The 21,899-nt window shown below is 69.9% G+C and carries 21 protein-coding genes; 19 read left to right on the plus strand and 2 right to left on the minus strand.

Annotation, left to right across the window (positions count from 1 at the left end):
- The first annotated feature begins 1 nt into the window (after position 1).
- Entirely contained in the window at positions 2-2,377 is a 2,376-nt protein-coding gene (locus CSIV_RS09730; RefSeq protein ID WP_077051163.1) for a GH39 family glycosyl hydrolase, read from the plus strand.
- A gap of 183 nt (positions 2,378-2,560) precedes the next feature.
- On the opposite strand, the gene CSIV_RS09735 is transcribed toward CSIV_RS09730, so the two are convergent.
- A complete protein-coding gene (locus CSIV_RS09735) occupies positions 2,561-3,082 on the minus strand; it encodes a hypothetical protein (RefSeq protein ID WP_139340665.1) in 522 nt (173 codons plus the stop codon).
- Positions 3,083-3,323: 241 nt separating this feature from the next.
- Here CSIV_RS09735 and CSIV_RS18385 point away from each other — a divergent pair, with 241 nt between their 5' ends.
- Both CSIV_RS18385 and CSIV_RS09745 read left to right on the plus strand, forming a co-directional pair.
- The gene (locus tag CSIV_RS18385) at positions 3,324-3,653 is read left to right on the plus strand and encodes an SdpI family protein (protein WP_077051165.1); all 330 of its coding nucleotides are present in this window, start codon (positions 3,324-3,326) and stop codon (positions 3,651-3,653) included.
- Positions 3,654-3,934: 281 nt separating this feature from the next.
- Entirely contained in the window at positions 3,935-4,573 is a 639-nt protein-coding gene (locus CSIV_RS09745) for a hypothetical protein (protein WP_077051166.1), read from the plus strand.
- 74 nt (positions 4,574-4,647) lie between these two features.
- On the opposite strand, the gene CSIV_RS09750 is transcribed toward CSIV_RS09745, so the two are convergent.
- Positions 4,648-6,090: an MFS transporter gene (locus CSIV_RS09750; RefSeq protein WP_077051407.1), complete on the minus strand. Its 1,443-nt coding sequence runs from the start codon at positions 6,088-6,090 to the stop codon at positions 4,648-4,650.
- A 163-nt stretch (positions 6,091-6,253) separates the two neighbouring features.
- On the opposite strand from CSIV_RS09750, the gene CSIV_RS09755 reads away from it, so the two are divergent.
- The 16 genes from CSIV_RS09755 to rpmG all read left to right on the plus strand — a co-directional run bounded on the left by CSIV_RS09755 (position 6,254) and on the right by rpmG (position 21,895).
- Positions 6,254-7,276 carry a LacI family DNA-binding transcriptional regulator gene (locus CSIV_RS09755; RefSeq protein WP_077051167.1) on the plus strand — a complete coding sequence of 341 codons (1,023 nt, stop codon included), beginning with the start codon at positions 6,254-6,256 and terminating at the stop codon, positions 7,274-7,276.
- 93 nt (positions 7,277-7,369) lie between these two features.
- The gene (locus CSIV_RS09760) at positions 7,370-8,665 is read left to right on the plus strand and encodes an ABC transporter substrate-binding protein (RefSeq protein ID WP_238592362.1); all 1,296 of its coding nucleotides are present in this window, start codon (positions 7,370-7,372) and stop codon (positions 8,663-8,665) included.
- A gap of 63 nt (positions 8,666-8,728) precedes the next feature.
- Positions 8,729-9,613 (plus strand): carbohydrate ABC transporter permease, encoded by an 885-nt coding sequence (locus tag CSIV_RS09765; protein WP_077051169.1) that lies wholly within the window; start codon positions 8,729-8,731, stop codon positions 9,611-9,613.
- 6 nt (positions 9,614-9,619) lie between these two features.
- On the plus strand, positions 9,620-10,513 hold the full coding sequence (locus tag CSIV_RS09770) for a carbohydrate ABC transporter permease (protein ID WP_077051170.1): 894 nt from the start codon (positions 9,620-9,622) through the stop codon (positions 10,511-10,513).
- Positions 10,510-11,550 (plus strand): NAD(P)-dependent alcohol dehydrogenase, encoded by a 1,041-nt coding sequence (locus tag CSIV_RS09775; RefSeq protein ID WP_077051171.1) that lies wholly within the window; start codon positions 10,510-10,512, stop codon positions 11,548-11,550. The genes CSIV_RS09770 and CSIV_RS09775 overlap by 4 nt, the downstream gene beginning before the upstream one ends.
- A complete protein-coding gene (locus CSIV_RS09780) occupies positions 11,547-14,138 on the plus strand; it encodes a glycoside hydrolase family 78 protein (protein ID WP_077051172.1) in 2,592 nt (863 codons plus the stop codon). Before CSIV_RS09775 ends, CSIV_RS09780 begins: the two co-directional genes overlap by 4 nt.
- 134 nt (positions 14,139-14,272) lie before the next feature.
- Positions 14,273-15,271 carry a metal ABC transporter solute-binding protein, Zn/Mn family gene (locus CSIV_RS09785; RefSeq protein ID WP_077051173.1) on the plus strand — a complete coding sequence of 333 codons (999 nt, stop codon included), beginning with the start codon at positions 14,273-14,275 and terminating at the stop codon, positions 15,269-15,271.
- Positions 15,268-16,080: a metal ABC transporter ATP-binding protein gene (locus CSIV_RS09790; protein ID WP_077051174.1), complete on the plus strand. Its 813-nt coding sequence runs from the start codon at positions 15,268-15,270 to the stop codon at positions 16,078-16,080. Before CSIV_RS09785 ends, CSIV_RS09790 begins: the two co-directional genes overlap by 4 nt.
- On the plus strand, positions 16,077-16,937 hold the full coding sequence (locus CSIV_RS09795; protein ID WP_077051175.1) for a metal ABC transporter permease: 861 nt from the start codon (positions 16,077-16,079) through the stop codon (positions 16,935-16,937). The genes CSIV_RS09790 and CSIV_RS09795 overlap by 4 nt, the downstream gene beginning before the upstream one ends.
- 42 nt (positions 16,938-16,979) lie before the next feature.
- The gene (locus CSIV_RS09800) at positions 16,980-17,393 is read left to right on the plus strand and encodes a Fur family transcriptional regulator (protein WP_077051176.1); all 414 of its coding nucleotides are present in this window, start codon (positions 16,980-16,982) and stop codon (positions 17,391-17,393) included.
- A complete protein-coding gene (locus tag CSIV_RS09805; protein WP_077051177.1) occupies positions 17,374-18,408 on the plus strand; it encodes a permease in 1,035 nt (344 codons plus the stop codon). Before CSIV_RS09800 ends, CSIV_RS09805 begins: the two co-directional genes overlap by 20 nt.
- Complete coding sequence (locus CSIV_RS09810) at positions 18,401-19,258, plus strand: TIGR03943 family putative permease subunit (protein WP_083735093.1); 858 nt, start codon at positions 18,401-18,403, stop codon at positions 19,256-19,258. The genes CSIV_RS09805 and CSIV_RS09810 overlap by 8 nt, the downstream gene beginning before the upstream one ends.
- On the plus strand, positions 19,248-20,654 hold the full coding sequence (locus CSIV_RS09815; protein WP_077051178.1) for a hypothetical protein: 1,407 nt from the start codon (positions 19,248-19,250) through the stop codon (positions 20,652-20,654). Before CSIV_RS09810 ends, CSIV_RS09815 begins: the two co-directional genes overlap by 11 nt.
- Positions 20,651-21,349 (plus strand): DNA-3-methyladenine glycosylase, encoded by a 699-nt coding sequence (locus CSIV_RS09820; RefSeq protein WP_077051179.1) that lies wholly within the window; start codon positions 20,651-20,653, stop codon positions 21,347-21,349. The genes CSIV_RS09815 and CSIV_RS09820 overlap by 4 nt, the downstream gene beginning before the upstream one ends.
- A gap of 139 nt (positions 21,350-21,488) precedes the next feature.
- On the plus strand, positions 21,489-21,725 hold the full coding sequence (rpmB, locus tag CSIV_RS09825) for a 50S ribosomal protein L28 (protein ID WP_013584774.1): 237 nt from the start codon (positions 21,489-21,491) through the stop codon (positions 21,723-21,725).
- Positions 21,725-21,895, plus strand: a complete 171-nt coding sequence (gene rpmG / locus CSIV_RS09830) for a 50S ribosomal protein L33 (RefSeq protein WP_013584775.1) — start codon at positions 21,725-21,727, stop codon at positions 21,893-21,895. Before rpmB ends, rpmG begins: the two co-directional genes overlap by 1 nt.
- Positions 21,896-21,899: the final 4 nt, after the last annotated feature.

Raw genomic sequence — 21,899 nt, forward strand, 5'->3', positions numbered from 1 at the left:
AGTGTCCATCAAGAGAAACGCGACCGTCGGTGCCATGATCGGCGCCCTTCTGCTAGCGGGGGCGTCGGCGCCTCCCGCGGTCGCCGCCAGCTCGGTGACGTTCAGCGCGACTTACGGCACGGATTCGGGGCTCCAGCTCGACGACAGCCGGCTGCTCAACGGTTCGCAGGGCGGTTATGCCGTGACGAAGAACCTCCACCTCCTGCCCGAGACGCTGGGTGAGGTGAACTCCACCGGCGTTCGCTCGGTCCGCATCGACCACATCTTCGACGACGACTTCTACGGGCTCGTCTCGCGGAACGCGTCCGGGGCGCTCACCTTCGACTTCACCAAACTCGACTCGGTCGTCCTTCCGCTCTTCGATCAGGGCATGGTGCCGTGGTTCACCTTGAGCTACATGCCCGGGGCCTTGGCGAAGGACAAGTTCACCGCGCCCTCCAGCCTCACCGACTGGTCCACGGTCGTCTCGACGACCGTGAAGCACTACGCCGACCTCGGACACACCGGCCTGAACTGGGAGGTGTGGAACGAGCCCGACTTCGACTTCTGGAAGTCGGGCACTTCGGCGTTCAACGACCTGTACGCGGCGTCGGCGAGCGCGGTCAAGAGCGCCGATTCGACCGCGCAGATCGGCGGGCCCGCGGTCTACAACATCCAGGCGCCCATCATGGGGACGTTCCTGGACTACATCGCCGCGCACCCGACGGTACCGTTCGACTTCGTCAGCTGGCATGACTACGGCGGCAACGACTTCTCGAAGTCGGCGACCGTGGCGGGCATGCTGTCGTCGCGGAACATTCCGGCGAAGAAGCAGTACGTCACCGAGTGGCACACCACGGCTGCTTTCGGTTCCACTCCGGGTGGTGACGCCGACACGAACGTCCTCGCCTCGTATGCGGCGCGCCGTCTGACCTCGGCGCTGCTCCAGCCGACGCTGAACGGGGTGTTCTTCTTCAGCCCCGTCGAGGGATGGAACCCGACGGCGGACTTCTCCACCGACCTGGGCCTGCTCACCGTGGAGGGACACCGCAAGGCTGTCGGAAACGTCTTCGAGATGTTCGACCTGATGCCCTCGACGGTGCTGACCTCGACGACGTCGGGTGCCCCGACCGATCGCTCCGTCGGGGCGATCGCCACCGGTGACACCGGGAGCAAGACCACGGCGTTCCTCGCCTGGAACGACGGCACGGATGCCTCCACGGTCTCGCTCTCGGCGAGTTCTCTGCCGTTCGGGTCGTCCAACTTCTCGGTGACCCGGTACGACGTCAACTCCACGGCCGGCAACTACTACGCGGATTGGTCCGCGGGGACGCGCAACCGCACGACTGGGCCCAACGAGCTGCTGCGTCCCTCCAGCGTGAACGTGGCGGCACCGGCATCGACGTGGTCGTCGCAGGTGAGCCTGCCCGCGAAGTCCGTGTCGCTGTTCGTCCTGGCCCCGTCGACGCAGTCCACCGGCGCCGTGGCCGTGACCACTCCCACGTCGGCGACGAATGTTGCGCGCGCGAGCACGGTGACCGCCTCCTCGAGCTACACCGGTGGCGGCTGGGGCGGGGCGAAGCTCGTCGACGGCCGTCGCCACACGTACGACTCGTCCGACACCGGCGGCATCTCGCAGGGCTTCACCTCGGATGCGACAGCGACGGCCTCCGCCACGCAGTGGGTGCAGCTCGATCTCGGCAGCGCGAAGTCGTTCGACACTGCCACCCTGTGGCCGCGGGACGACCAGGATGCCGACGGTGCCGGGTTCCCGGTCGACTTCGTGCTCGCGGGGTCGAACGACGGTTCCACCTGGACTTCGTTGGTGACCAAGACGGGCTACAAGTCGGGTCAGAAGGTCGTGGGGCCGCAGGTGTTCTCCACCGGCGCCGCCTCCTACCGCTATGTGCGGCTGACCGCGACGAAACAGGGCCAGCCGATCACGGAAGGGGCGTCGCAGGTGTACCGCCTGCAACTGTCGGAGCTGGAGCTGACCAACGCCGGCATCCTGAACCCGGGTTTCGAGAGCGGCGACCTCACCTCGTGGTCGGTGGAGGGTGCGGCTTCGGTCGTCGCCACCAATCCGTACGACGGGCGCTATGCGGCGACGTTCACCGGCGCGGGCAAGGGCGTGTACCAGGTGGTCTCGGGCCTCACCCCGAACACCACGTACACCTTCACCGGCTTCGCGAAGTCGTCGGCCGGTGAGCCGGTGTACCTCGGAGCGAAGAACTTCGGTGGCACTGAGATCTCGACGCCGGTGACGAGCTCGCACTGGAAGCAGGCGTCGGTGACCTTCACCACCGGCGCGTCGGCGACCTCTGCGTTGCTGTACTTCTACAAGAACAGCGGTTCCGCGACGGCATGGGTCGACGGCGGGGTGCTGGTGAAGCAGTGATCGGGAAATGAGCGGACCGGCCGCTCCTCCCCCCTGGGGAGGGGCGGCCGGGCACCGCTGCCACGGCCGGCGGCGACCCGCGCGAGAGCGGCGGAGACGGCGCCGGATCGGGCATTGCCAGGCTTCTGCCAGGGTTTCCCGCGATCGCCGTCGTGACGCGGATCGCGTCCGTCGGGACAACGCTCAGGGGCGCGGTGTCACGGGCGGAGGAGCGTCCGGGACAGGGAACTCGGCCGCCCGTCGCCAGCGCTGCGGCCAGACGAAGTTGATCGCGCTGAGGCAGAAGATGCCCCAGCCGACCAGCAGGATCGGCAAGCCGGGGGACGATGGCTGCGATCCCGAAGCGGTGATGACCCAGACTCCGACGAATAGGACTACGAACCCTGTGGCCGCCCCGATCGGCGTGACTTCTCCGTGGGCCAGCCACCACCGGCGGGCAACGGGAATCAGCCGAACGGGCAGGCCGACCACGAGGGCGACCAGCGCCGACGGCACGGCGACGAGGAGCGGGACCACGATGATGGCGATGATCGTCACGATCCCGTCGTACTCGGTGGACATGGCGACGAGGCACGCCGCGGCCGTTGCCCAAAGTGCCGCGCCACCCGCGAAGAAGTTCACGAGGGTCAGAACGCCCCACTGATCGCCCCAGGGTGGCACCCCCGGCCGACGTGGCGGGGGCGTGGCACCCTCGATCGCCGACATGTGCCGATGATGGCACCGGCCCGCGCGCGGCGCACCGCCGATGCTTCGACGCGATGCCTATTGCGTCACTCCGGCAGCGCCGGATGCCGCTCGCCTGGCGTCGGCTGTGTCGGAATCTCGCCGTCCCGCAATGGTCCGAGGGGTCGGCGCTGCGGGGTTGGCTGCAGAAGGCCAACGTGTTCTTCTTACAGTTCCAGCGTGCATCCCCATCCACGCCCGCGAAGGCCGAGGAGGTCACCGCATGATTTACATCGAGATAGCTGTCGCAGTACTCGCCATCGCGGGGACCGTACTTCCCGCGGTCGGGAAGATTCCGCGCAACCGCATCGTCGGGGTACGCACGCGAGCCACGCTCGCGAGTGACACCGCTTGGCGGGAGGGGCACCGGGCCGCGATTCTTCCGATGACGTTGACCGGTGGCATCGCAATCGTGGGCGGCACGGTCCTGGCGGTCCTCGGGTTCGTGAACGAACCTTTCGTCGTCATCGTTCTCGCGTTCGTCCTTCTTTCTGGCGCGGCCTGGAGCAGTGCGGCAGCGCGGCGAGCAATCCCAGAGGCCTCCACGAAATAGCGGTCGACGGTGGCGACGTATCCGGCGTGTCGTCGAGACGCTCACGGCCACGAGGTCGATGACCGGCCTTTCCCTGAAAGCCTGCGCATGCAGCCCGGATCGGGCATTGCCAGGCTTCTGCCAGGGTTTCCCGCGATCGCCGTCCTGACGCGGATCGCGCCGCTCCAGAAACGCCGCAGATCGGCATCCCTCCCGTTTCCCACCCATCCGATTCCGCGTGCTCTTCGGATCACCCCACATGCGGCGGAAGCGCCGTAGACGGAAACGGAAAGGGAAACCTGATGCGTACGTACAACACGAAGACCCGAATCGGCATGATCGCTGCGGCCGGCACCGGAGCTGCGGCTCTCGCCGTCGCCGGACTGGCACTGCCGGCCTCGGCCGATGACAACGTCACCTCGACGGATGCCTCGACCACCGCGACGCAGTTCGTGGATGCGTCCGACCCGTTCTACACGTGGGTCAGCGACCTCATCGACAGCGGTGACTTCACCGCCAGCCCGCAGACCGCGGTGGGCGACATCGCGAACATCGGACCCCTCGTGCAGGGACCGCTCGTCAGCGACTCGCTCAACGGCGATGTCGCGTCGGGCAACCAGACCCCGGTCGTGTCGGGCAACGACACGACGGCCCCCATCGGGTCGGGCAACGACACCACCGCGCCGATCGGCTCGGGCAACGACCTCGGCTCCGGCAACGAGGTGGGCTCGGGCAACGACGTGACCGCTCCGATCGACGCTCCCGTCGGCTCGGGTAACGACACGGGCGTCTCCACCGGCGACGCAGGCGTCTCGACGGGCGACAACGGCGCCTCGGTCGGCGACATCTCCGGCTCCGTGGAGGACGTCGTCGGCGACGTCACCTCCGGTGTGGACGACGTGGTCGACGGCGCGCTCGACCTCGGCGGCATCCTGCGCTGATCCGCAGCGATTCCAGCGGCGTCACCCTTCGGGGTGGCGCCGCTGTCGTCTGCGCGGGTCGGTTCGGCCCCGCGCTACTCCGGCAGCGCCGGATGCCGCTCGCGCGGCGCCGGTCGCGTCGGAATGAGGAGCGCCAGGACGAGGGCGACGATCGCCGCGCCGAGACCGAGGGCGAACGAGACGTCGAAGGCCTGTGCCGTCGGCACGCGGGTCTCGCCTTCGCCGGTCGAGAGCGTGGCCAGGACGACGCCGACCACGGCGGCCGACGTGCTCGTGCCCAGGGAGCGCGCGAGGGCGTTCAGACCGTTCGAGGCGCCCGTCTCGCTGGGCGGGACCGAGCGCATGATGAGCATGGGCATGGCGGCGTAGCCGAACCCGATTCCGAAGCCGATCAGGATGTTCGCCACGACGAAGTGCCACACCTCGGTCGAGAACATCAGGCTGAAGCCGTAGGCGACGATGAGCGACACCGAGCCGGCGACCAGGAGGACGCGCGGGCCGATGGTCCGCGCGAGGGTGCCCGAGATCGGCGAGAGCACCATCATCACCAGACCCGACGGCATCACGACGAGGCTCGCGGCCAACAGCGACAGGCCGAGACCGACTCCGGTGGCGGTCGGGAGCTCGAGGATCTGCGGGTGCGAGACGTTCGAGGTGAACAGCGCGAAGCCCATCGCGATCGACGCGAGGTTGGTCAGCAGCACGGGACGCCGGGCGGCGACGCGCAGGTCGAGGAGCGGCTCGTCGATGCGGAGCTCGTACCAGCCCCACACGAGCAGGACCAGGATGCCGCCGACGGCCAGGCCGAGCGTGAGCGGCGACGTCCACCCCCAGGAGTTGCCGCGCGACACCGCGAGGAGCACGCCGATGAGGCCCACCGCGAGTCCTGCCGCACCCACGTAGTCGAAGCGGCCGGCGGTGCGGAGCACGCTCACCGGCACGATCCACAGCACCAGGAGGAACACGACGGCACCGAGGGCGGCGGCGATCCAGAACAACCAGTGCCAGTCCGTGCGCTCCGCGACGAGGGCGCTGATGGGGAGGCCGACGGCTCCGCCGACGCCGAGGGTGGCGCTCATGAGCGCCACCGCGCTGTCGACCCGGTTCTCGTGGAGGACGTCGCGCATGATCGAGATGCCCAGGGGGACGACGCCGACCACCGCACCCTGCAGGGCGCGCCCCACGATCAACCCGACGATGCCCGGGGAGAGGGCCGCGATCACCGACCCGGCGATCATCACCACCAGGAGCACGAGGACGATCCGTCGCTTGCCGTACATGTCGCCGAGGCGTCCTGCGATCGGGGTGATGACGGCGGCGGCGAGCAGCGTGGAGGTCACGACCCACGCGGTGTCGTCGCGGGACGCGTTCAACAGCTCCGGCAGCCTCGCCTGGATGGGCACCACGAGGGTGAACAGGAACGACGAGCACAGACCGGCGAGGGCGAGAACGGCGACCACGGCGCCGTTCGGGGTGCTTCGGGACAGTCTTCTTCGCGCGTTCTCGTCCCGTGGCATCGATTCCAGGCTATCCGTCCCGCTCGGGGCGAAGGTCGGCGAGCCGCCCGCCGGACGGATATTGAAACGCATCAACACGCTGTCGGGATCGGCTAGCATCCGAAGCAGACGGTCGAGGCGGACGAAGGGGGCGCGGGTGTCGAATGGGATGCGCACGCCGAGCATGGCGGACGTCGCACGCGTCGCGGGGGTGGCCCTGGGCACGGTCTCGAACGTGCTGAATCACCCCGCGAAGGTCTCGCCGGCCACGCTCGCCAAGGTGCAGGGGGCGATCGCCGAGCTCGGTTTCGTCCGCAACTCCAATGCCCAGCAGCTCGCAGCGGGGCGTTCGAGCAGCATCGGCCTGGTCGTGATCGACATCAGCAACTCGCTCTTCGTCGACATCGCGCGCGGTGCCCAGAGGTTCGCGGCCGAACTGGGGATGAACGTCCTCGTCGCCAACAGCGACAATCGCGCGGATCAGCAGCGCGCCGACCTCGACTTCTTCGACGAGGCGCGCGTGAGCGGCATCCTGCTGGCTCCGATGGAGGATGCCGGCGACGACGTCGCACGGATCCGGAGCCACGGTCGCCCGACCGTCGTCCTCAACTACGACTCGGGTAGGGCCGACTGCTGCCAGGTGCTGATCGACAACGAGGAGGTCGGCTACATCGCCGCGCGCCACCTCATCGACCGGGGGCGCACGCGTCTGGCCTTCGTCGGCGGCCGTGACTACCTTCAGCCGGTGGCGCTACGTCGCCGCGGCGTGCGGCGCGCCGTGGAGGAGGAAGGCGGTCGGGTCTCGTTGCAGGAGGTCCCGACCGAGAACCTCGACCCGCCGGGCGGGCTGCGGGCCGGCGAGGAGCTCGCGGGGGAGGTGCGCGCCGGGCGCCTCGACGGGGTCGTCGCGGTCACCGACCTTCTCGGGATGGCGATCATCCAGGTCTTCAACGCGCACAGCATCGAGGTGCCGGGGGATGTGGCTGTGATGGGGTGCGATCACAACTCCGCCGCGTGGGGCGGGATGATCCCGCTCACATCGGTTCAGATGCAGGGTCTCGACATGGGCCGCGAGGCCGTTCGGCTGCTGATGGCCGAGATCGAGGACGGGGCCGACCACGTCCACACCACGACGGTGCTCCAGCCCGAACTCGTGGTCCGGGAGAGCACGGTCGGTCGTCAGGCGGCCGCAAACCCTGGCCTCTGAAGCGTTTCAAAAAATCCTTGACTCGCCCCGGGAAGGCTTGGATAATCCTCTTGAAGCGCTTCAATGACGGAAGCGCGTTTTCGAGGAGGAAAAGTGTCCACAGCATTCACGCGGTCTCGCCGGACGGTGGCCATCGTCGCGACAGGTGCCGCCGCGCTCCTGGCCCTCACCGCCTGCGCCGGTGGCGGCGGGAACGCCGCCGGCGGGTCAAAGTTCTCGTTCCTGGTGAACCAGGAGAACACCACGATCCCCGATCTCCTGACGAGCCTGAGCGCCGACCAGTGCAAGGCCGAGAACGACGCGCAGCCGCTCGAGGTCGAGACGGTCCCGCAGACGCAGCTCGACCAGAAGCTCCAGCTGCTCGCCGGCCAGAACGCCCTGCCCACGCAGTACGCGGCGGGCAACGCTCCGGCCCTCACCAAGGAACTCGCCAAGGGCGGCCAGGTCCTCGACCTGAAGAAGACCCTCACCGACCTCGGCGTCATCGACAAGATCCAGCCCGCCGCCATCTCCACGATCGAGCAGCTGTACGGCGGCTTCAACGTCCTGCCGTACCAGTACAACATCGAGGGCATCTGGTACAACAAGAAGCTCCTCAGCGACAACGGCATCCAGGTTCCGCAGACGTGGGACCAGCTCACCGCCGCCGCCGCGAAGCTCCAGGGCGCGGGCGTCCAGCCCTTCTCCGCCTCGGGTGAGCAGGGCTGGCCGATCACGCGCCTCATCAGCGGCTACATCTTCCGCGACCTCGGCCCCGACGCGTTGCAGAAGGTCGCCGACGGCGAGGCCAAGCTCACCGATCCTGAGTACGTCGCCGCGGCCCAGGCCGTCGCCGACCTCGGCACCGCCGGCTACTTCGGTCAGGGCGTGGGCTCGATCGACTACGACACGGCCTTCAATACCTTCCTCACCGGCAAGGCCGCCTTCTTCTACATGGGCAGCTGGGCGCTGGCGAACTTCGCCGACGAGACGGCCAACCAGATCGGGTCGGAGAACATCGGGTTCCTGCCCTTCCCGAACGTCACGGGCGGCAAGGGCGACGCCAGCCAGACGCCGGCCAACGTCGGTCTGCCTATGGCGCTGTCTGCCAAGGCCTACAACGACAACACCGGCAAGTGGCTCACCTGCATCGCCAACAACTACGGAGCCGAGTCGCTGTCGAAGGCCGACACGATCTCGGGCTTCACGGTCGACGGCGACGTCCAGGTCGACGACCTGACCGCCCTGGTCCAGGACCAGATCTCCTCCACCCAGGAGTCGGTGCTCTGGTTCGAGGCGCTCTTCAGTGCCAAGGCCACCGAGACGAGCCAGAAGAACGCGGCGCAGCTGCTCACCGGCGCGACCTCTCCCCAGGACTTCATGAGCCTGGTGCAGGCCGACCTGGGCTGACGTGTCCTCCGAGGCGGGGGCGACCAGCGTCGCCCCCGCCTCACCCCCTTCGAAGGAATCCCCATGAACAAAGTCCTCGGCGACCGCCGCGCGATCGCGCTGCTGCTCGGACCGGCGCTCCTCGTCTACACCCTCGTCATGCTCATCCCGGTGGTGTGGTCGCTCGGATACACGCTCTTCGAGGGCAACGCGATCTCGGGATTCGAGTTCGTCGGCACCGACAACCTCGTCCGCCTGTTCTCGGACCCGCGCGTCGCGGAGGCCCTGCGCTTCACGCTGCTCTACGCCGTGATCATCACCGCGGGGCAGGTGCTGCTCGGGTACCTGCTCGCGCTCTTCTACGTCTTCGTCCTCCGCAACCGCGGCAGCGTGGTCCGCACGCTCGTGTTCTTCCCGGTCATCATCCCCACCGTGGCCGTCGCCCTGATGTTCCAGAAGCTGTTCGAGGTGGCGCCGCAGACCGGCCCGGTCAACGCCCTGCTGAACGTCTTCGGGGTGGCATCCGTCGACTGGTTCGGCAGCCCGGTCAGCGCGATCGTCGTCCTGGTGATCATGGATCTCTGGCGCTCGATGGGCTTCTACGCGGTCCTTCTCTACACGGGCCTGCTCGACATCCCCGACGACATCATGGAGTCCGCACGCCTGGACGGCGCGAACGGGTGGCGCATGGTGCGCAGCATCGTGCTCCCGCTGTCGCTGCCGGTGCTGCTGTCGTCGATCATCTTCTCGATCAACGGCACGCTGAAGGTCTTCGACTCGATCGTGGCCCTGACCAACGGAGGCCCGGGAACGGCGACCACTCCGCTGACCCTCTACATGTTCCAGACCTCGTTCAGCTACGGCGAGTACGGCTACGGCGCCTCGATCGCGCTGCTGCTGACGATCCTGTGCCTGATCGTGACCGTCTTCATCTTCCGGTCGTCTCGCCGCGACGTCACGAAGGGCTGATCCGCCATGTCCACCGCCACCCTTCCGACGTCCTCCGAGCAGCTGCGCCCCCGTCGCCGCCCGACCTCGCGCGCCGGGTCCGTGCGCCGCATCCCCGGCACCGTCCTCATCGTCCTGCTGGTGGCGATCGAGGTGCTCCCGCTGCTCTGGCTCCTCATGAACTCCTTCAAGAGCCAGGATGAGTTCCTCAACGCCCCCACCTGGGCGCTCCCGCGCGAGCTGAACCTGCAGAACTACGTCGACGCCTGGGTCACCGGCAACATCGGCCAGTACCTCGGCAACAGCGTCGTCGCGGTGTTCCCCGCGCTGGCGCTGATGCTGCTGCTCGGCGTCGCCGCCGGCTTCGTGCTCGAGGTGATGGTGTTCCGCGGGCGGGGCGGCATCCTGCTGCTCTTCCTCGCCGGCATCATGGTGCCCGGCCAGATGATCCTGCTCCCGCTGTTCTCGGTGTACTTCCAGGCCGGCATCACGGGGTCGCTGTGGCCGCTCATCATCACCTACACGGCCACGGGTCTGCCCCTCACCGTGTTCATGATGGCGACGTACTTCCGCGCGATCCCTCGGGAGGTGTTCGAGGCCTCGACGCTCGACGGCGCCTCGATCTTCCGGTCGTTCTTCTCCGTGGCGCTGCCGATGGCCCGCAACTCGATCGTGACCGTCGGGCTCGTGCAGTTCTTCTTCTTCTGGAACGACCTCCTCATCGCCCTGACCTTCACCAATTCCTCGCAGCTGCGGACGGTCCAGGTGGGGCTGCTGAACTTCACGGGGCAGTTCGGTGCCACCCAGTACGGCCCGCTCTTCGCGGCGATCTGCATCAACGTCTTCGGCATCCTGGCGATCTACCTCGTGCTCAACCAGCGCATCATGGCGGGTCTGGCCAGCGGCGCGGTGAAGGGATGACGGCACCGGAGTTCCTGCGCGCGGCCGTGATGACGACGGTCGACACGACCGTCGTCGAGACCCGGCCCGTACCGGCGCTCGCCCCGCACGAGGTGCTCGTGGAGATCCGCGCCGTGGGCGTGTGCGGCTCGGACGTGCATTGGTACCGCGACGGGCGCATCGGGTCCACGCGCGTCGAGGCTCCGCTCGTGCTCGGGCACGAGGCATCCGGGGTCATCGTCGCGGTCGGTGCCGATGTCCCCGACGCCCGCGTGGGGCGACGTGTCGCGCTCGAACCGGGCGTCCCGTGCGGCCGCTGCACGCAGTGCCGGGCCGGGCGGTACAACCTGTGTCCCCACGTGCGGTTCTTCGCGACCCCTCCCGTCGACGGGGCCTTCGCGACCCACGTCGCGCTGGCGTCCGACTTCGCCCACGACGTCCCCGACGCGCTCGACGACGACCAGGCGGCGCTCATCGAGCCGCTCGCGGTGGCGCTGTGGGCCGTGCGGAAGGCCGGCGTCGGCATCGGCGACCGCGTTCTCGTGAGCGGGGCGGGACCCGTCGGTCTGCTCGTGCTGCAGGTCGCCCGCGACGCCGGTGCCGAGGTGTGCGTGAGCGACGTCTCCGAGGAGCGGCTCGCCGTGGCGGCCGACCTGGGGGCGTCGACGACGATGGACCCCCGCACCGAGCCGCTGCCGGCCGACCGCGCGGTGCTCATCGAGTGCTCGGGTGCCGCCGCGGCGATCCGTGCCGGTGTCGCCGCGCTGGAGCCGGCCGGCCGCGCCGTGCTGGTGGGGATGGCCGCGAACGGCGAGGTCACGCTCCCGCTCGACGTGCTCCAGTCGCGCGAGATCTCGCTGACCGGCACGTTCCGGTACGCGAATCAGTACCCGGATGCCATCGCCCTCGCCGCCGCGGGACGGGTGGATCTCCGCCGCCTGGTGACGAGCGTGCACCCCCTCGGCGCCGTGCACGACGCCCTCCTTCTCCCCGGGCGCGATCGCTCGGCCCTCAAGCCCATGGTTCACCCGCAGCAGGATGAGATGACCACCGCATGACCGTAGACGTATCCCCCCTCACGTTCGAACACCTCCGCGACGCCCTCGGCATCGGCGTCGCAGCCCCGCGCCTGTCGTGGAAGGCCGACGCTCCCGCCGGGTGGCGGCAGGTCGGGTACGAACTCGAGATCACGACAGATCACGGCGTCGAGACCTCCGGGATCGTGCGCAGCACCGAGTCCGTGCTGGTCGACTGGCCCTTCGCGCCCCTGACCTCGCGCGAGGCGGCCACCGTGCGCGTGCGCGTGATCGGCGGCGACGACGGGGCATCCGCGTGGTCGCCGGCGTCGCGGGTCGAAGCGGGACTCCTGGATGCCACGGACTGGGTCGCCGGCGTCGTCGGGCCCGCATGGGACGAGGAACCCGAGGAGTTGCGGCATCCGCCCCGTGTGCGCCGCGCGTTCGAGGTCGCCTCGGACGTCCGCAGCGCGCGACTGTACGTCTCGGCGCACGGGCTGTACGAGGTCGAGATCAACGGCCGCAGGGTCGGCGACGACGCGCTGTCGCCGGGCTGGACGGTCTACGGCGAGCGGCTGCGGTACTACACGTACGACGTCACCGATCACCTCCGTGCGGGCGCGAACGCGATCGGCTCGTGGCTCGCCGACGGCTGGTACCGCGGGCGCCTGGGGTTCCACGGCGGCTACCCGAACCTGTACGGCAGCGACATCGGCCTCATCGCCCAGCTCGAGATCGAGCACGTCGACGGCACGCGCTCGACCGTGGCGACGGATGCCGAGTGGGAGGCGGCTCCGAGCCCGATCGTGTCTACCGGCCTGTACGAGGGCGAGCACTTCGATGCGCGGCTGGACCGCCCGGACTGGGCGACGGCGGTGGACCCGGCATGGACGCCCGCGCGGCTCCTCCCGGTCGACCATGCGACGCTCGTGGCGCCGGAGGGTCCGCCGGTGCGATGCACGGAGGAGCTCGCGCCGGTCGAGGTGACAAGGTCGTCGACCGGCGCCTGGATCCTCGACTTCGGCCAGAACATCTCGGGACGCCTCCGGTTGTCGGTGGATGCCGAGCCGGGACGCGTCATCACCCTCCGCCATGCCGAGGTGCTCCAGGACGGTGAGCTGTACACCCGGCCCCTCCGTGGGGCCGAAGCCACCGACGTCCTCGTCCACCGCGGTGGGGAGCTGGAGTGGGAGCCGCGTTTCACGATCCACGGGTTCCGGTACGCCGAGGTGACGGGCTGGCCGGGCGCCATCGCCCCCGGCGCGATCACGGCCCGGGTGTACCACACCGACATGGAGCGCACCGGCTGGTTCTCGTCGTCGGATCCGCTGCTGAACCGCCTGCACGAGAACGTGCGGTGGTCGATGCGCGACAACTTCGTCGACATCCCCACCGACTGTCCGCAGCGCGACGAGCGGCTCGGCTGGACCGGCGATCTGCAGGTGTTCGCGCCCGCGGCATCCTTCCTCTACGACTGTTCGGGCATGCTCCGCTCGTGGCTGCGCGACGTCGCCGTCGAGCAACTGCCGGACGGCACTGTCCCCTGGTACGTGCCGGTCATCCCGGGAGGCGAGGAGTGGACACCCATCCGCCCGGGCGCCGCGTGGGGCGATGTCGCGGTCCTGACGCCGTGGACGCTCTACCGGCAGTTCGGCGACTCACGGATCCTGCGCGACCAATACGACTCGGCGCGGAAGTGGGTCGACCTCGTAGCGCGGCTCGCCGGACCGTCGCGCCTGTGGAACACCGGCTTCCAGCTCGGCGACTGGCTCGACCCGGCGGCTCCCCCGCACGATCCCGCGGATGCCACGACCGATCGGTACCTCGTCGCGACGGCGTACTTCGCGTGGTCGAGCCGCCACCTGGCGAAGACGGCGGAGGTCCTCGGCCGTGCGGGGGATGCGGCGACCTACGCGAAGCTCGCGGACGAGGTGCGCGAGGCCTTCCGTCGCGAGTACGTGACGGGGGCAGGACTTCTCTCCAGCGATGCCCAGACCGCGTACGCCCTGGCCATCGAGTTCGAGCTGTACGGCGACGTGGCGGAACGCGACGTCTGGGGTGCCCGCTTGGCAGAGCTCGTCCGCGCCGGCGGCAACCGCATCGCGACGGGATTCGCGGGGACACCGCTCATCACCGATGCGCTCACGCGCTCCGGGCACGTCGACACCGCGTACGACCTGCTGCTCGAGAAGGAGTGCCCGTCGTGGATGTACACGGTGCTCTCGGGCGGCACGACGACGTGGGAGCGCTGGGACAGCCTGCTGCCCGACGGCACGGTCAACCCGGGCGGCATGACCTCGTTCAACCACTTCGCCCTCGGCGCGGTGGCCGACTGGATCCACCGCACCGTCGGGGGTCTCGCGCCCCTCGAGCCGGGCTATCGCCGCATCCTGTTCGCGCCCCGTCCGGGTGGCGGGCTGACCCACGCGTCGGCCGAGCACGAGACGCCGTACGGCCGCGCCGCGATCGCGTGGCGCCTCGCCGACGGTGAGCTGACGGTCGAGGTGCGCGTGCCGACGGGGGCCACCGGTGTGGTCGACCTCCCGGACGGTCGAAGGTTCGAGGTGGCGTCGGGCGTGCACGAGTTCGCGGGATCGCGCGCTTTCGGCCGCGAGGTGTTCTCCGCATAAACGCTTCCGGCGTCCATAAACGCGATGACAGCGCGTTTATGCGCGCGGACAGCGTTTATGCGTGACCTGGCGGCCACGTCCGGGCCACTCTGCTGAGTTTGAGAACGGTTATCACTACCGATACAGTGGATGCCATGACCCGACGCCTGCTCGCCCCCCTCGTCCTCGGCGCGGCCTCCGTGCTCGCCCTCGCCGGTTGCGCCGGCACGTCGCCCTCGGCCGGGTCGACGCCGGGCGCGGACGGCAAGGTCGCCGTCGTGGCATCCACGGATGTCTACGGCTCGATCGCGCAGGACATCGGCGGCGACTTCGTCGACGTGACGTCGATCATCACCTCGCCGACGCAGGACCCGCACGAGTGCGAGGCCAGCGCCCAGGACCAGCTGACGCTCAAGGGCGCGCAGCTCGTCATCGAGAACGGCGCCGGATACGACTCGTTCATGGAGTCCCTGGTCGAGGCGAGCGGCTCGACCGCCGAGGTCCTCACCGCCGTCGAGTACAACCACGACTACCCGGGTTCCGAGTCGCACGACGACGCCAGCGCCGCGCCCAGCGAGAGCGCTGACGACCACACCCACGCCGAGGGCGACGCACACGACCACATCGAGGGCTTCAACGAGCACGTCTGGTACGACCCGCACACCGTCGAAGACCTCGCGAAGGCGATCGCCGAGCACCTCGGCGAGCTCGCCCCCGAGCACGCCGCCGACTTCACCGCGAACGCCGACGCGTTCGTGCAGCAGATCGCCGGACTCGAGGATTCGCTGGGTCAGATCGAAGCGAAGGATGCCGGGGCGAAGGTGTTCGTCACCGAGCCCGTGCCGGTGTACCTCATCGAAGCCGCGGGTCTCGTCAACGCGACCCCGAACCAGTTCAGCGAGTCCGTCGAAGAGGGTCAGGACGTCCCGCCCGCGACGCTGCTGGAGTCGCTCCAGCTGATCGACTCGGGCCAGATCCAGGTCATGATCGTGAACCCGCAGACCGGCGGTGCCGAGACCACGCAGGTCATGGACGAAGCGAAGTCCAAGAACATTCCGGTGCTGGAGTTCACCGAGACGCTTCCCGAGGGCCAGACTTACCTCTCGTGGATGCAGAGCAACATCGCCGCGCTGTCGGACGCCCTGGCGGCGTGAGCGACACCGTCCCCCTGCGCATCCGCGGCGCCGCGCTCGAACGCGGCGGACGCGAACTGTGGTCCGGGCTCGACCTTCAGGTCGAGCCCGGCGAGCTCGTTGCGGTCCTGGGTCCCAGCGGCTCGGGCAAGACGACGCTCCTCCGGGCCATCCTCGGCCTCGAGCGGCTGAGCGGCGGCACGATCGAGGCGCTCGGTGCGCCCGTCCGCCGCGCGGGCAACCGCCGGATCGGCTACGTGCCGCAGCAACGGCCCCTGCCCCGCGAAACGCCGTTGCGCGGGCGCGACATCGTCGGTCTGGGCGTCGACGGGCACCGGTTCGGGCTGCCGTTCTCGCGCCGCAAGGATCGTGCCCGCATCGACGAACTGCTCGCGGCGGTGGGCGCCGACGCGTTCGCGGATCGCCCCGTCGGGTTGCTCTCCGGCGGTGAGCAGCAGCGGCTCCGCGTGGGGCAGGCGCTCGCCGACGATCCCCGCCTGCTGCTGTGCGACGAGCCCCTGACGAGCCTCGACCTGGCGAACCAGCAGGCGGTGGTGCGGCTCATCGACCGCCACCGTCGCGAGCGCGACGCCGCGGTGCTGCTGATCACCCACGACATCAATCCCGTTCTGGCGAACGTGGACCGCATCCTGTACATCGCCCACGGCCGTTTCACGCTCGGCACCCCCGATGAGGTGCTGACGTCCGAGACGCTCAGCGCCCTCTACGGCGCACCGGTCTTCGTGACCCGCGCCGGCGGACGACTCGTCGTCGTGGGTGCGCCCGACGCCGACGAGGCCCACCACCACCACGACGAGGACGACGCATGAACTGGGCGGACGTGGGCGACGCGCTGTTCGGCGGCGTGAGCCAGTACGGGGCGATCCTCGAGCTCGTGCAGAACTCCGTCTACGCGGGCGCGGTGCTCGGGCTCGTCGGCGGACTCATCGGCGTCTTCGTCATGCAGCGCGACATGGCGTTCGCCGTCCACGGCATCAGCGAGCTGTCGTTCGCGGGGGCGGCGGTGGCGCTCCTCATCGGTGTCGACGTCGTGTCGGGGTCGATCGTGGGGTCGCTCATCGCGGCGGCGATCATCGGTCTGCTCGGAGCCCGTGCGCGCGACCGCAACTCGATCATCGGCGTGCTGATGCCCTTCGGCCTGGGTGTCGGCATCCTGTGCCTGTCGCTCTACAACGGCCGGAGCGCCACCCGGTTCAGCCTGCTGACCGGGCAGATCGTCTCGGTGCAGAGCGCCCAGCTCGGCTGGCTCGTCGTCATCGGGCTGATCGTGCTCATCGCGCTGCTGATGATCTGGCGCCCGCTGCGCTTCGACTCGCTCGATCCGCAGTCCGCCGCCGCCCGCGGTGTGCCGACGACGGCGGTGTCGCTGGGCTTCATGCTGCTGCTCGGACTCATCGTCGCCGTCGCCGTGCACATCATCGGCGCGCTGCTCGTGATGGCGCTGCTGGTGACGCCGGCCGCGGCGGCGATGCGCGTGGCATCCGGTCCGCTCTCGGTGCCGCTGCTGGCGGCGCTGTTCGGCTTCGTGTCGGCCGTGGGCGGCGTGCTTCTCGCGGTCGCGGGGACCCTGCCGGTGAGCCCGTACATCACCACGATCTCGTTCGTGATCTACCTCGTCTGCCGGGTCGTGGGGGCGCGGCGCGACCGCACCACCCGGGCGGTGTAGCCGCCCAGGCGATTCACCACTGGCCTCGGTAGACTCGGCGGCATGGTCCAGCGCAACACGTGGCAGCGAGAGCGCGTACGCGAAGCTCTCGCCGGCGCCGGCGGCTTCGTCAGCGCGCAGTCGCTGCACGCCACCCTGCGCGACGAGAACACCGGCATCGGCCTGGCCACCGTGTATCGCGCGCTCGCGGGGCTCGCCGCGCAGGGCGACGCCGACTCCCTGCAGAGCCCCGAGGGCGAGAACCTGTTCCGCGCGTGCGAGACCCGCGGCCACCACCACCACCTGATCTGCCGTTCATGCGGTGTCGCCGTCGAGATCGAGGCCGACGCGGTCGAGGAGTGGGCGCAGCGCACCGCCGCCCAGCACGGCTTCTCGCAGGCCGAGCACGTGGTCGACATCTTCGGTGTCTGCGCCGACTGCGCCCTCGCGCGCGCCCGTGAGCGTGGCGACGACTAGTCGCTCCGTCGCGTCGGCACCCCCGCGTTCCGGCGTCGCGCGCACCCTCGTCGGCCTCGGCGTGGGCGTCGCGGTCATCGCCGCGCTCTTCCTCATCGACGCGTTCGCGCCCACCTTCTTCGCCGCCTCGCTCCCCACCCGCGCGCAGGACGGTCTGACCCTCGCGCTCAGCGTCCTGATCGAGTCGCTGCCGTTCGTCGTGCTGGGCGTGCTGCTGTCGATCATCGTGCAGGTGTGGGTGCCGCCGGGGGCGATCGAGCGGTGGATGCCACGGGCACCGTGGGCGCGCCGGGCGGTGCTGTCGCTGCTCGGCATGCTCATCCCGGTGTGCGAGTGCGGCAACGTCCCGTTCGCGCGTGGGCTCCTCATGCGCGGATTCCGGGTCTCGGACACGCTGACCTTCCTCGTGGCCGCGCCGATCGTCAACCCGATCGTCATCATCAGCACGCACGCCGCGTTCGGCTTCAGCGACGGCATCCTGGTGGCCCGTCTCGTCGGCGGCTTCCTCATCGCGAACCTCATCGGGTGGCTCTACAGCCGGCATCCCGATCCCGACAAGCTCCTCACCGAGCGCTTCCTCGAGACGTGCGAGATCGTCGTCCAGGAGCGCGGCGGTCGCGGTCGCCGGTCGCTCGCGCAGTTCGTCGTCGAGCTGCGCTCGGTCATGCCGGCGCTCATCATCGGCTCGATGGTCGCGGGGGCCGTGCAGGTGCTGATCCCGCGCAGCGCGCTGCTGACCATCGGCTCCGATCCCGCGCTGTCGATCGCGGCGATGATGGTGCTGGCCGTCGTGGTGTCGCTGTGCTCCAACGTCGACGCCTTCTTCGCGCTGTCCTTCGCCTCGACGTTCACGCCGGGGTCGATCGTCGCCTTCCTCGTCGTCGGTCCCGTCGTCGATCTGAAGATGTACGCACTCCTGCGCACGACCTTCACCACGCGCGTCCTCGTCGGGTTGACCGCGATCGTGGTGCTGTCGGCCTTCGCCCTGGGAACGGTGGTGAATCTCCTTGTCTAGAACGGGTGCTCTGGCCACTCGGTGGCTCGGTGTCGGGCTGACCTCGTGTCTCGCGGTCACCACGATCGCGCTGTGGCTCACGGGACGGATCTCGCTGTACGTGAACCCCGACTCGGCGTGGTTCGCCGTGGGGATGGCGGTCGTGGCCGTCGTGGGGGCGATCGCGACGTTCGCGCTCCCCCTCGGGGCCGAGGCCGACCACGGCCACGATCACGAGCACGGGCACTCCGCGGCACCCGCTCTCGCACGCCGCGAGGCGTTCGCGCACGCCGACCACGACCACGGCGATGCGCCGGACGAGCACGACGTCGCCGCCCACGACCACCTCGCCGCGCGGCCCCGACTCACCGTCGCGGGCCTCGCCGCGTTCAGCGGCGGCCTCCTCGCGTCGGGAGCGGTCGTGGCCGTCCTCCTCACCCCGCCGGCGTCGCTGTCGGCCGAGCTCGCCGTCTCGCGCGACGTCGGCGCTCCGCCGCTCTTCGTCGGCTCCGACGTCGTGACCCTCGCCGCGTCGGGCGACACCTCGCAGTTCGGCATCGGCGACTGGTCGGCGATCTTCGCCCACGCGACCAACCCCGAGACCTTCGACGGGAAGCCCGTCACCCTCACCGGGTTCATCACCCCCGGGCAGGACGGGGCGACCTTCGACCTCACGCGGCTCGTCATCACGCACTGCGTGATCGACGCGCAGACGGCGCGGCTGCCGATCACCGCCGCGGGAACGGCCCCGTCGACGGGGCAGTGGGTGACGGTGACCGGGACGGTGCGCTCCACCGGCGACGGCGCCCTCGAGGTGCGCGCCGACCAGGTCGCGGCGATCGACGAGCCGGCGGACCCGTATGAGTACTGACTCCCGCCGCGCCCGCGCGCGCAAGCGTCGCGGCCGCGGGTTCCTCCTCGCCTTCGCGGCGGTGCTGGGGGCGCTCGTCCTCGTCGGCGGTGTCGGCGGCATCGTCTCCGTCGCCCAGGGTCCGCGGGTCACGGACGTGCAGGTCGATCCCGCCGCCGCCGTCGCGGCATCCGGTGCCCGGGTCATCCTCACCACGACCCAGTCACTCGAGAAGATCGACGCCTCGCAGGTCCAGATCGAGCCGGCGACGCCGTTCACCGTCGACACGTCCGGCCGGAGCGTCGGCATCCGGTTCACGCTCCCGCTGCGCGACGACTCCGACTACACCGTCACCGTGAACGGGGTGAAGGGCCTGGGAGCCGGACCCGCGTCGACGCTCAGCGAGACGTTCCGCACCCCGCCGCTGTCGGCGTTCCTCCTGCAGCGCGGCACCGCCGACGGCGACACGATCTTCCGCACCGACCTGCACGGCGACGCGGGGCTGCCGGTGTTCACGCACGAGCACATCGAGGACTTCCGTGCGACCGCGAACCACCTCGTCGTCTCGGTGCGCGAGGGCGACAGCGCGCGGGTCATCGTGACCGACCTCGACGGGCAGAACGCCCGCGACATCGCCCTGCCGGGACCCGGCTTCGTCTCCAACCTGCAGTCGGCCGACCGGGGCGAGCGCGTCGGGTTCACCTTCTCGGATGCCACCCTCGGCACCACCGGAGGGCGCGAGAGCAAGCTGTTCACGGCGTCGGCCGCCGACGACGCGCCCCCGGTGGAGATCGGTCTCAACGGCGGCGACGTCCGCGTGGCCGACTGGAGGTTCGTGCCCGACACCGACAGCATGCTCGTGCTGACGTTCGATTCACGGCTCCTCCTCACCGACGCGCAGGGCGGCAACGCCGCGCCGCTCGGCAGCGCCCTGTCGATCGACGGCATCGCGCGCGGCTCGTCGGTGGCGATCGTCGAGCGGCTCGAGGGCATCCGCGAGATCGACCTGACCGACGGATCCGAGCAGGCGCTCGTCGCCCCCGTGGACCCGCCCGGGATGCCGGGGCGTGCGACGCCGGTCCCGGGGGCGGGCGCGGGGACGATCCGGTCGTTCGCCGACATCGGCTCGGACGGTGCGTACCGCGCCACCACGATCGGCCACGTCGACACCGACGGCACCGTCCGCGCGCTGCTCGAGGTGCCCGGCACCGACACGGTGCTGCAGACGTGCGTGTCGCCGAGCGGACGCTACGCCGCGGTGCTGGTGGCGCCGAAGGCGGTCGACAACCCCTTCGACCGCTACCAGCTGCCGCTGCCCGGGCGCCTGCAGACCCACCTCGTCGAGATCGACTCCGGCCAGGAGGTCGCCGCTCTGCAGGGGTTCGACCTGTCGTGGTGCCAGGTGCCGCCCGGATGACGCGACCCGCCACGCGCGACGACCTCGCGGGGCTGCCGGTCGAGGTCGCGCCGTCGCTGCTCGGCGCCCACCTCGAGACCGTCGTCGGCGGCGAGACCGTGCTGCTGCGCATCAGCGAGGTCGAGGCTTACCACGGGCTCGGCACAGGCGATCGCCCCGACCCGGGCTCGCACGCGCGCAGCGGCCCGACCGCGCGCAACGCCACGATGTGGGGCGAGCCCGGGCACCTCTACGTGTACCTGAGCCACGGCATCCATTCGTGCGTCAACGTGGTCTGCGGGCCCGAGGGGGTGGCGGGCGGTGTGCTGCTGCGCGCCGGCGAGGTGATCGAGGGCGCCGCGGTGGCCGAGCGTCGGCGGCGGGAGCGCGGGGGCGTCGTCCGCACGGCCCGCGACCTCGCGCGCGGTCCCGGGCGCCTGGGGGATGCCGTGGGCCTGCGGCATCCGCTCCACGACGGGATCGACGCCGTCACGGGTGCCGAACGGGCGGGTGCCCGGGCGCGGCTGCTCCTGCCCGCCGAGCCGTCCGCGGCGACGACCGGACCTCGGGTGGGCGTCGCGGGCATCGCGGGGACGGATGCCTTCCCCTGGCGGTTCTGGATCGACGGCGACCCGACGGTGTCGCCGTTCCGGTGGGGGCGTGGGGCGGCGGAGGTTGCGGCCCGTCAAGGCGACACGCCGGGCGTGCTAGACTGAACGCTTGTCTGCGCGCACTCCAGCACGCAGTACGTACCCCTCCTTCCGATCCCGGCCTCGTGCTGTGCCCGGAGCGGGGTGCAGACAAGGGATCTTGGGTGGCACCGTCCGGTGTCACGGTACAGAAGGAGACATCACCATGGCAGCAGTGTGCCAGGTGACTGGAGCGGTTCCCGGCTTCGGTCACAACATCTCGCACTCGCACCGCCGGACGAAGCGCCGCTTCGACCCGAACGTGCAGAAGAAGACCTACTTCGTTCCGTCGCTGGGTCGCAACATCAAGCTCAACGTTTCGGCGAAGGGCATCAAGGTCATCGACGCGCGCGGTATCGAGGCCGTCGTCCGTGACCTGCAGGCGAAGGGCGTGAAGCTGTAATGGCGAAGAAGGCTCAGGACGTCCGTCCGATCATCAAGCTGCGTTCGACCGCCGGCACGGGGTACACCTACGTGACGCGCAAGAACCGCCGCAACAACCCCGACCGCATCGTGCTCAAGAAGTACGACCCCGTGGTCCGCAAGCACGTCGACTTCCGAGAGGAGCGCTAAGCAC

It is taken from the genome of Microbacterium sp. CSI-V (assembly GCF_001984105.1).
Taxonomy (GTDB): domain Bacteria; phylum Actinomycetota; class Actinomycetes; order Actinomycetales; family Microbacteriaceae; genus Microbacterium.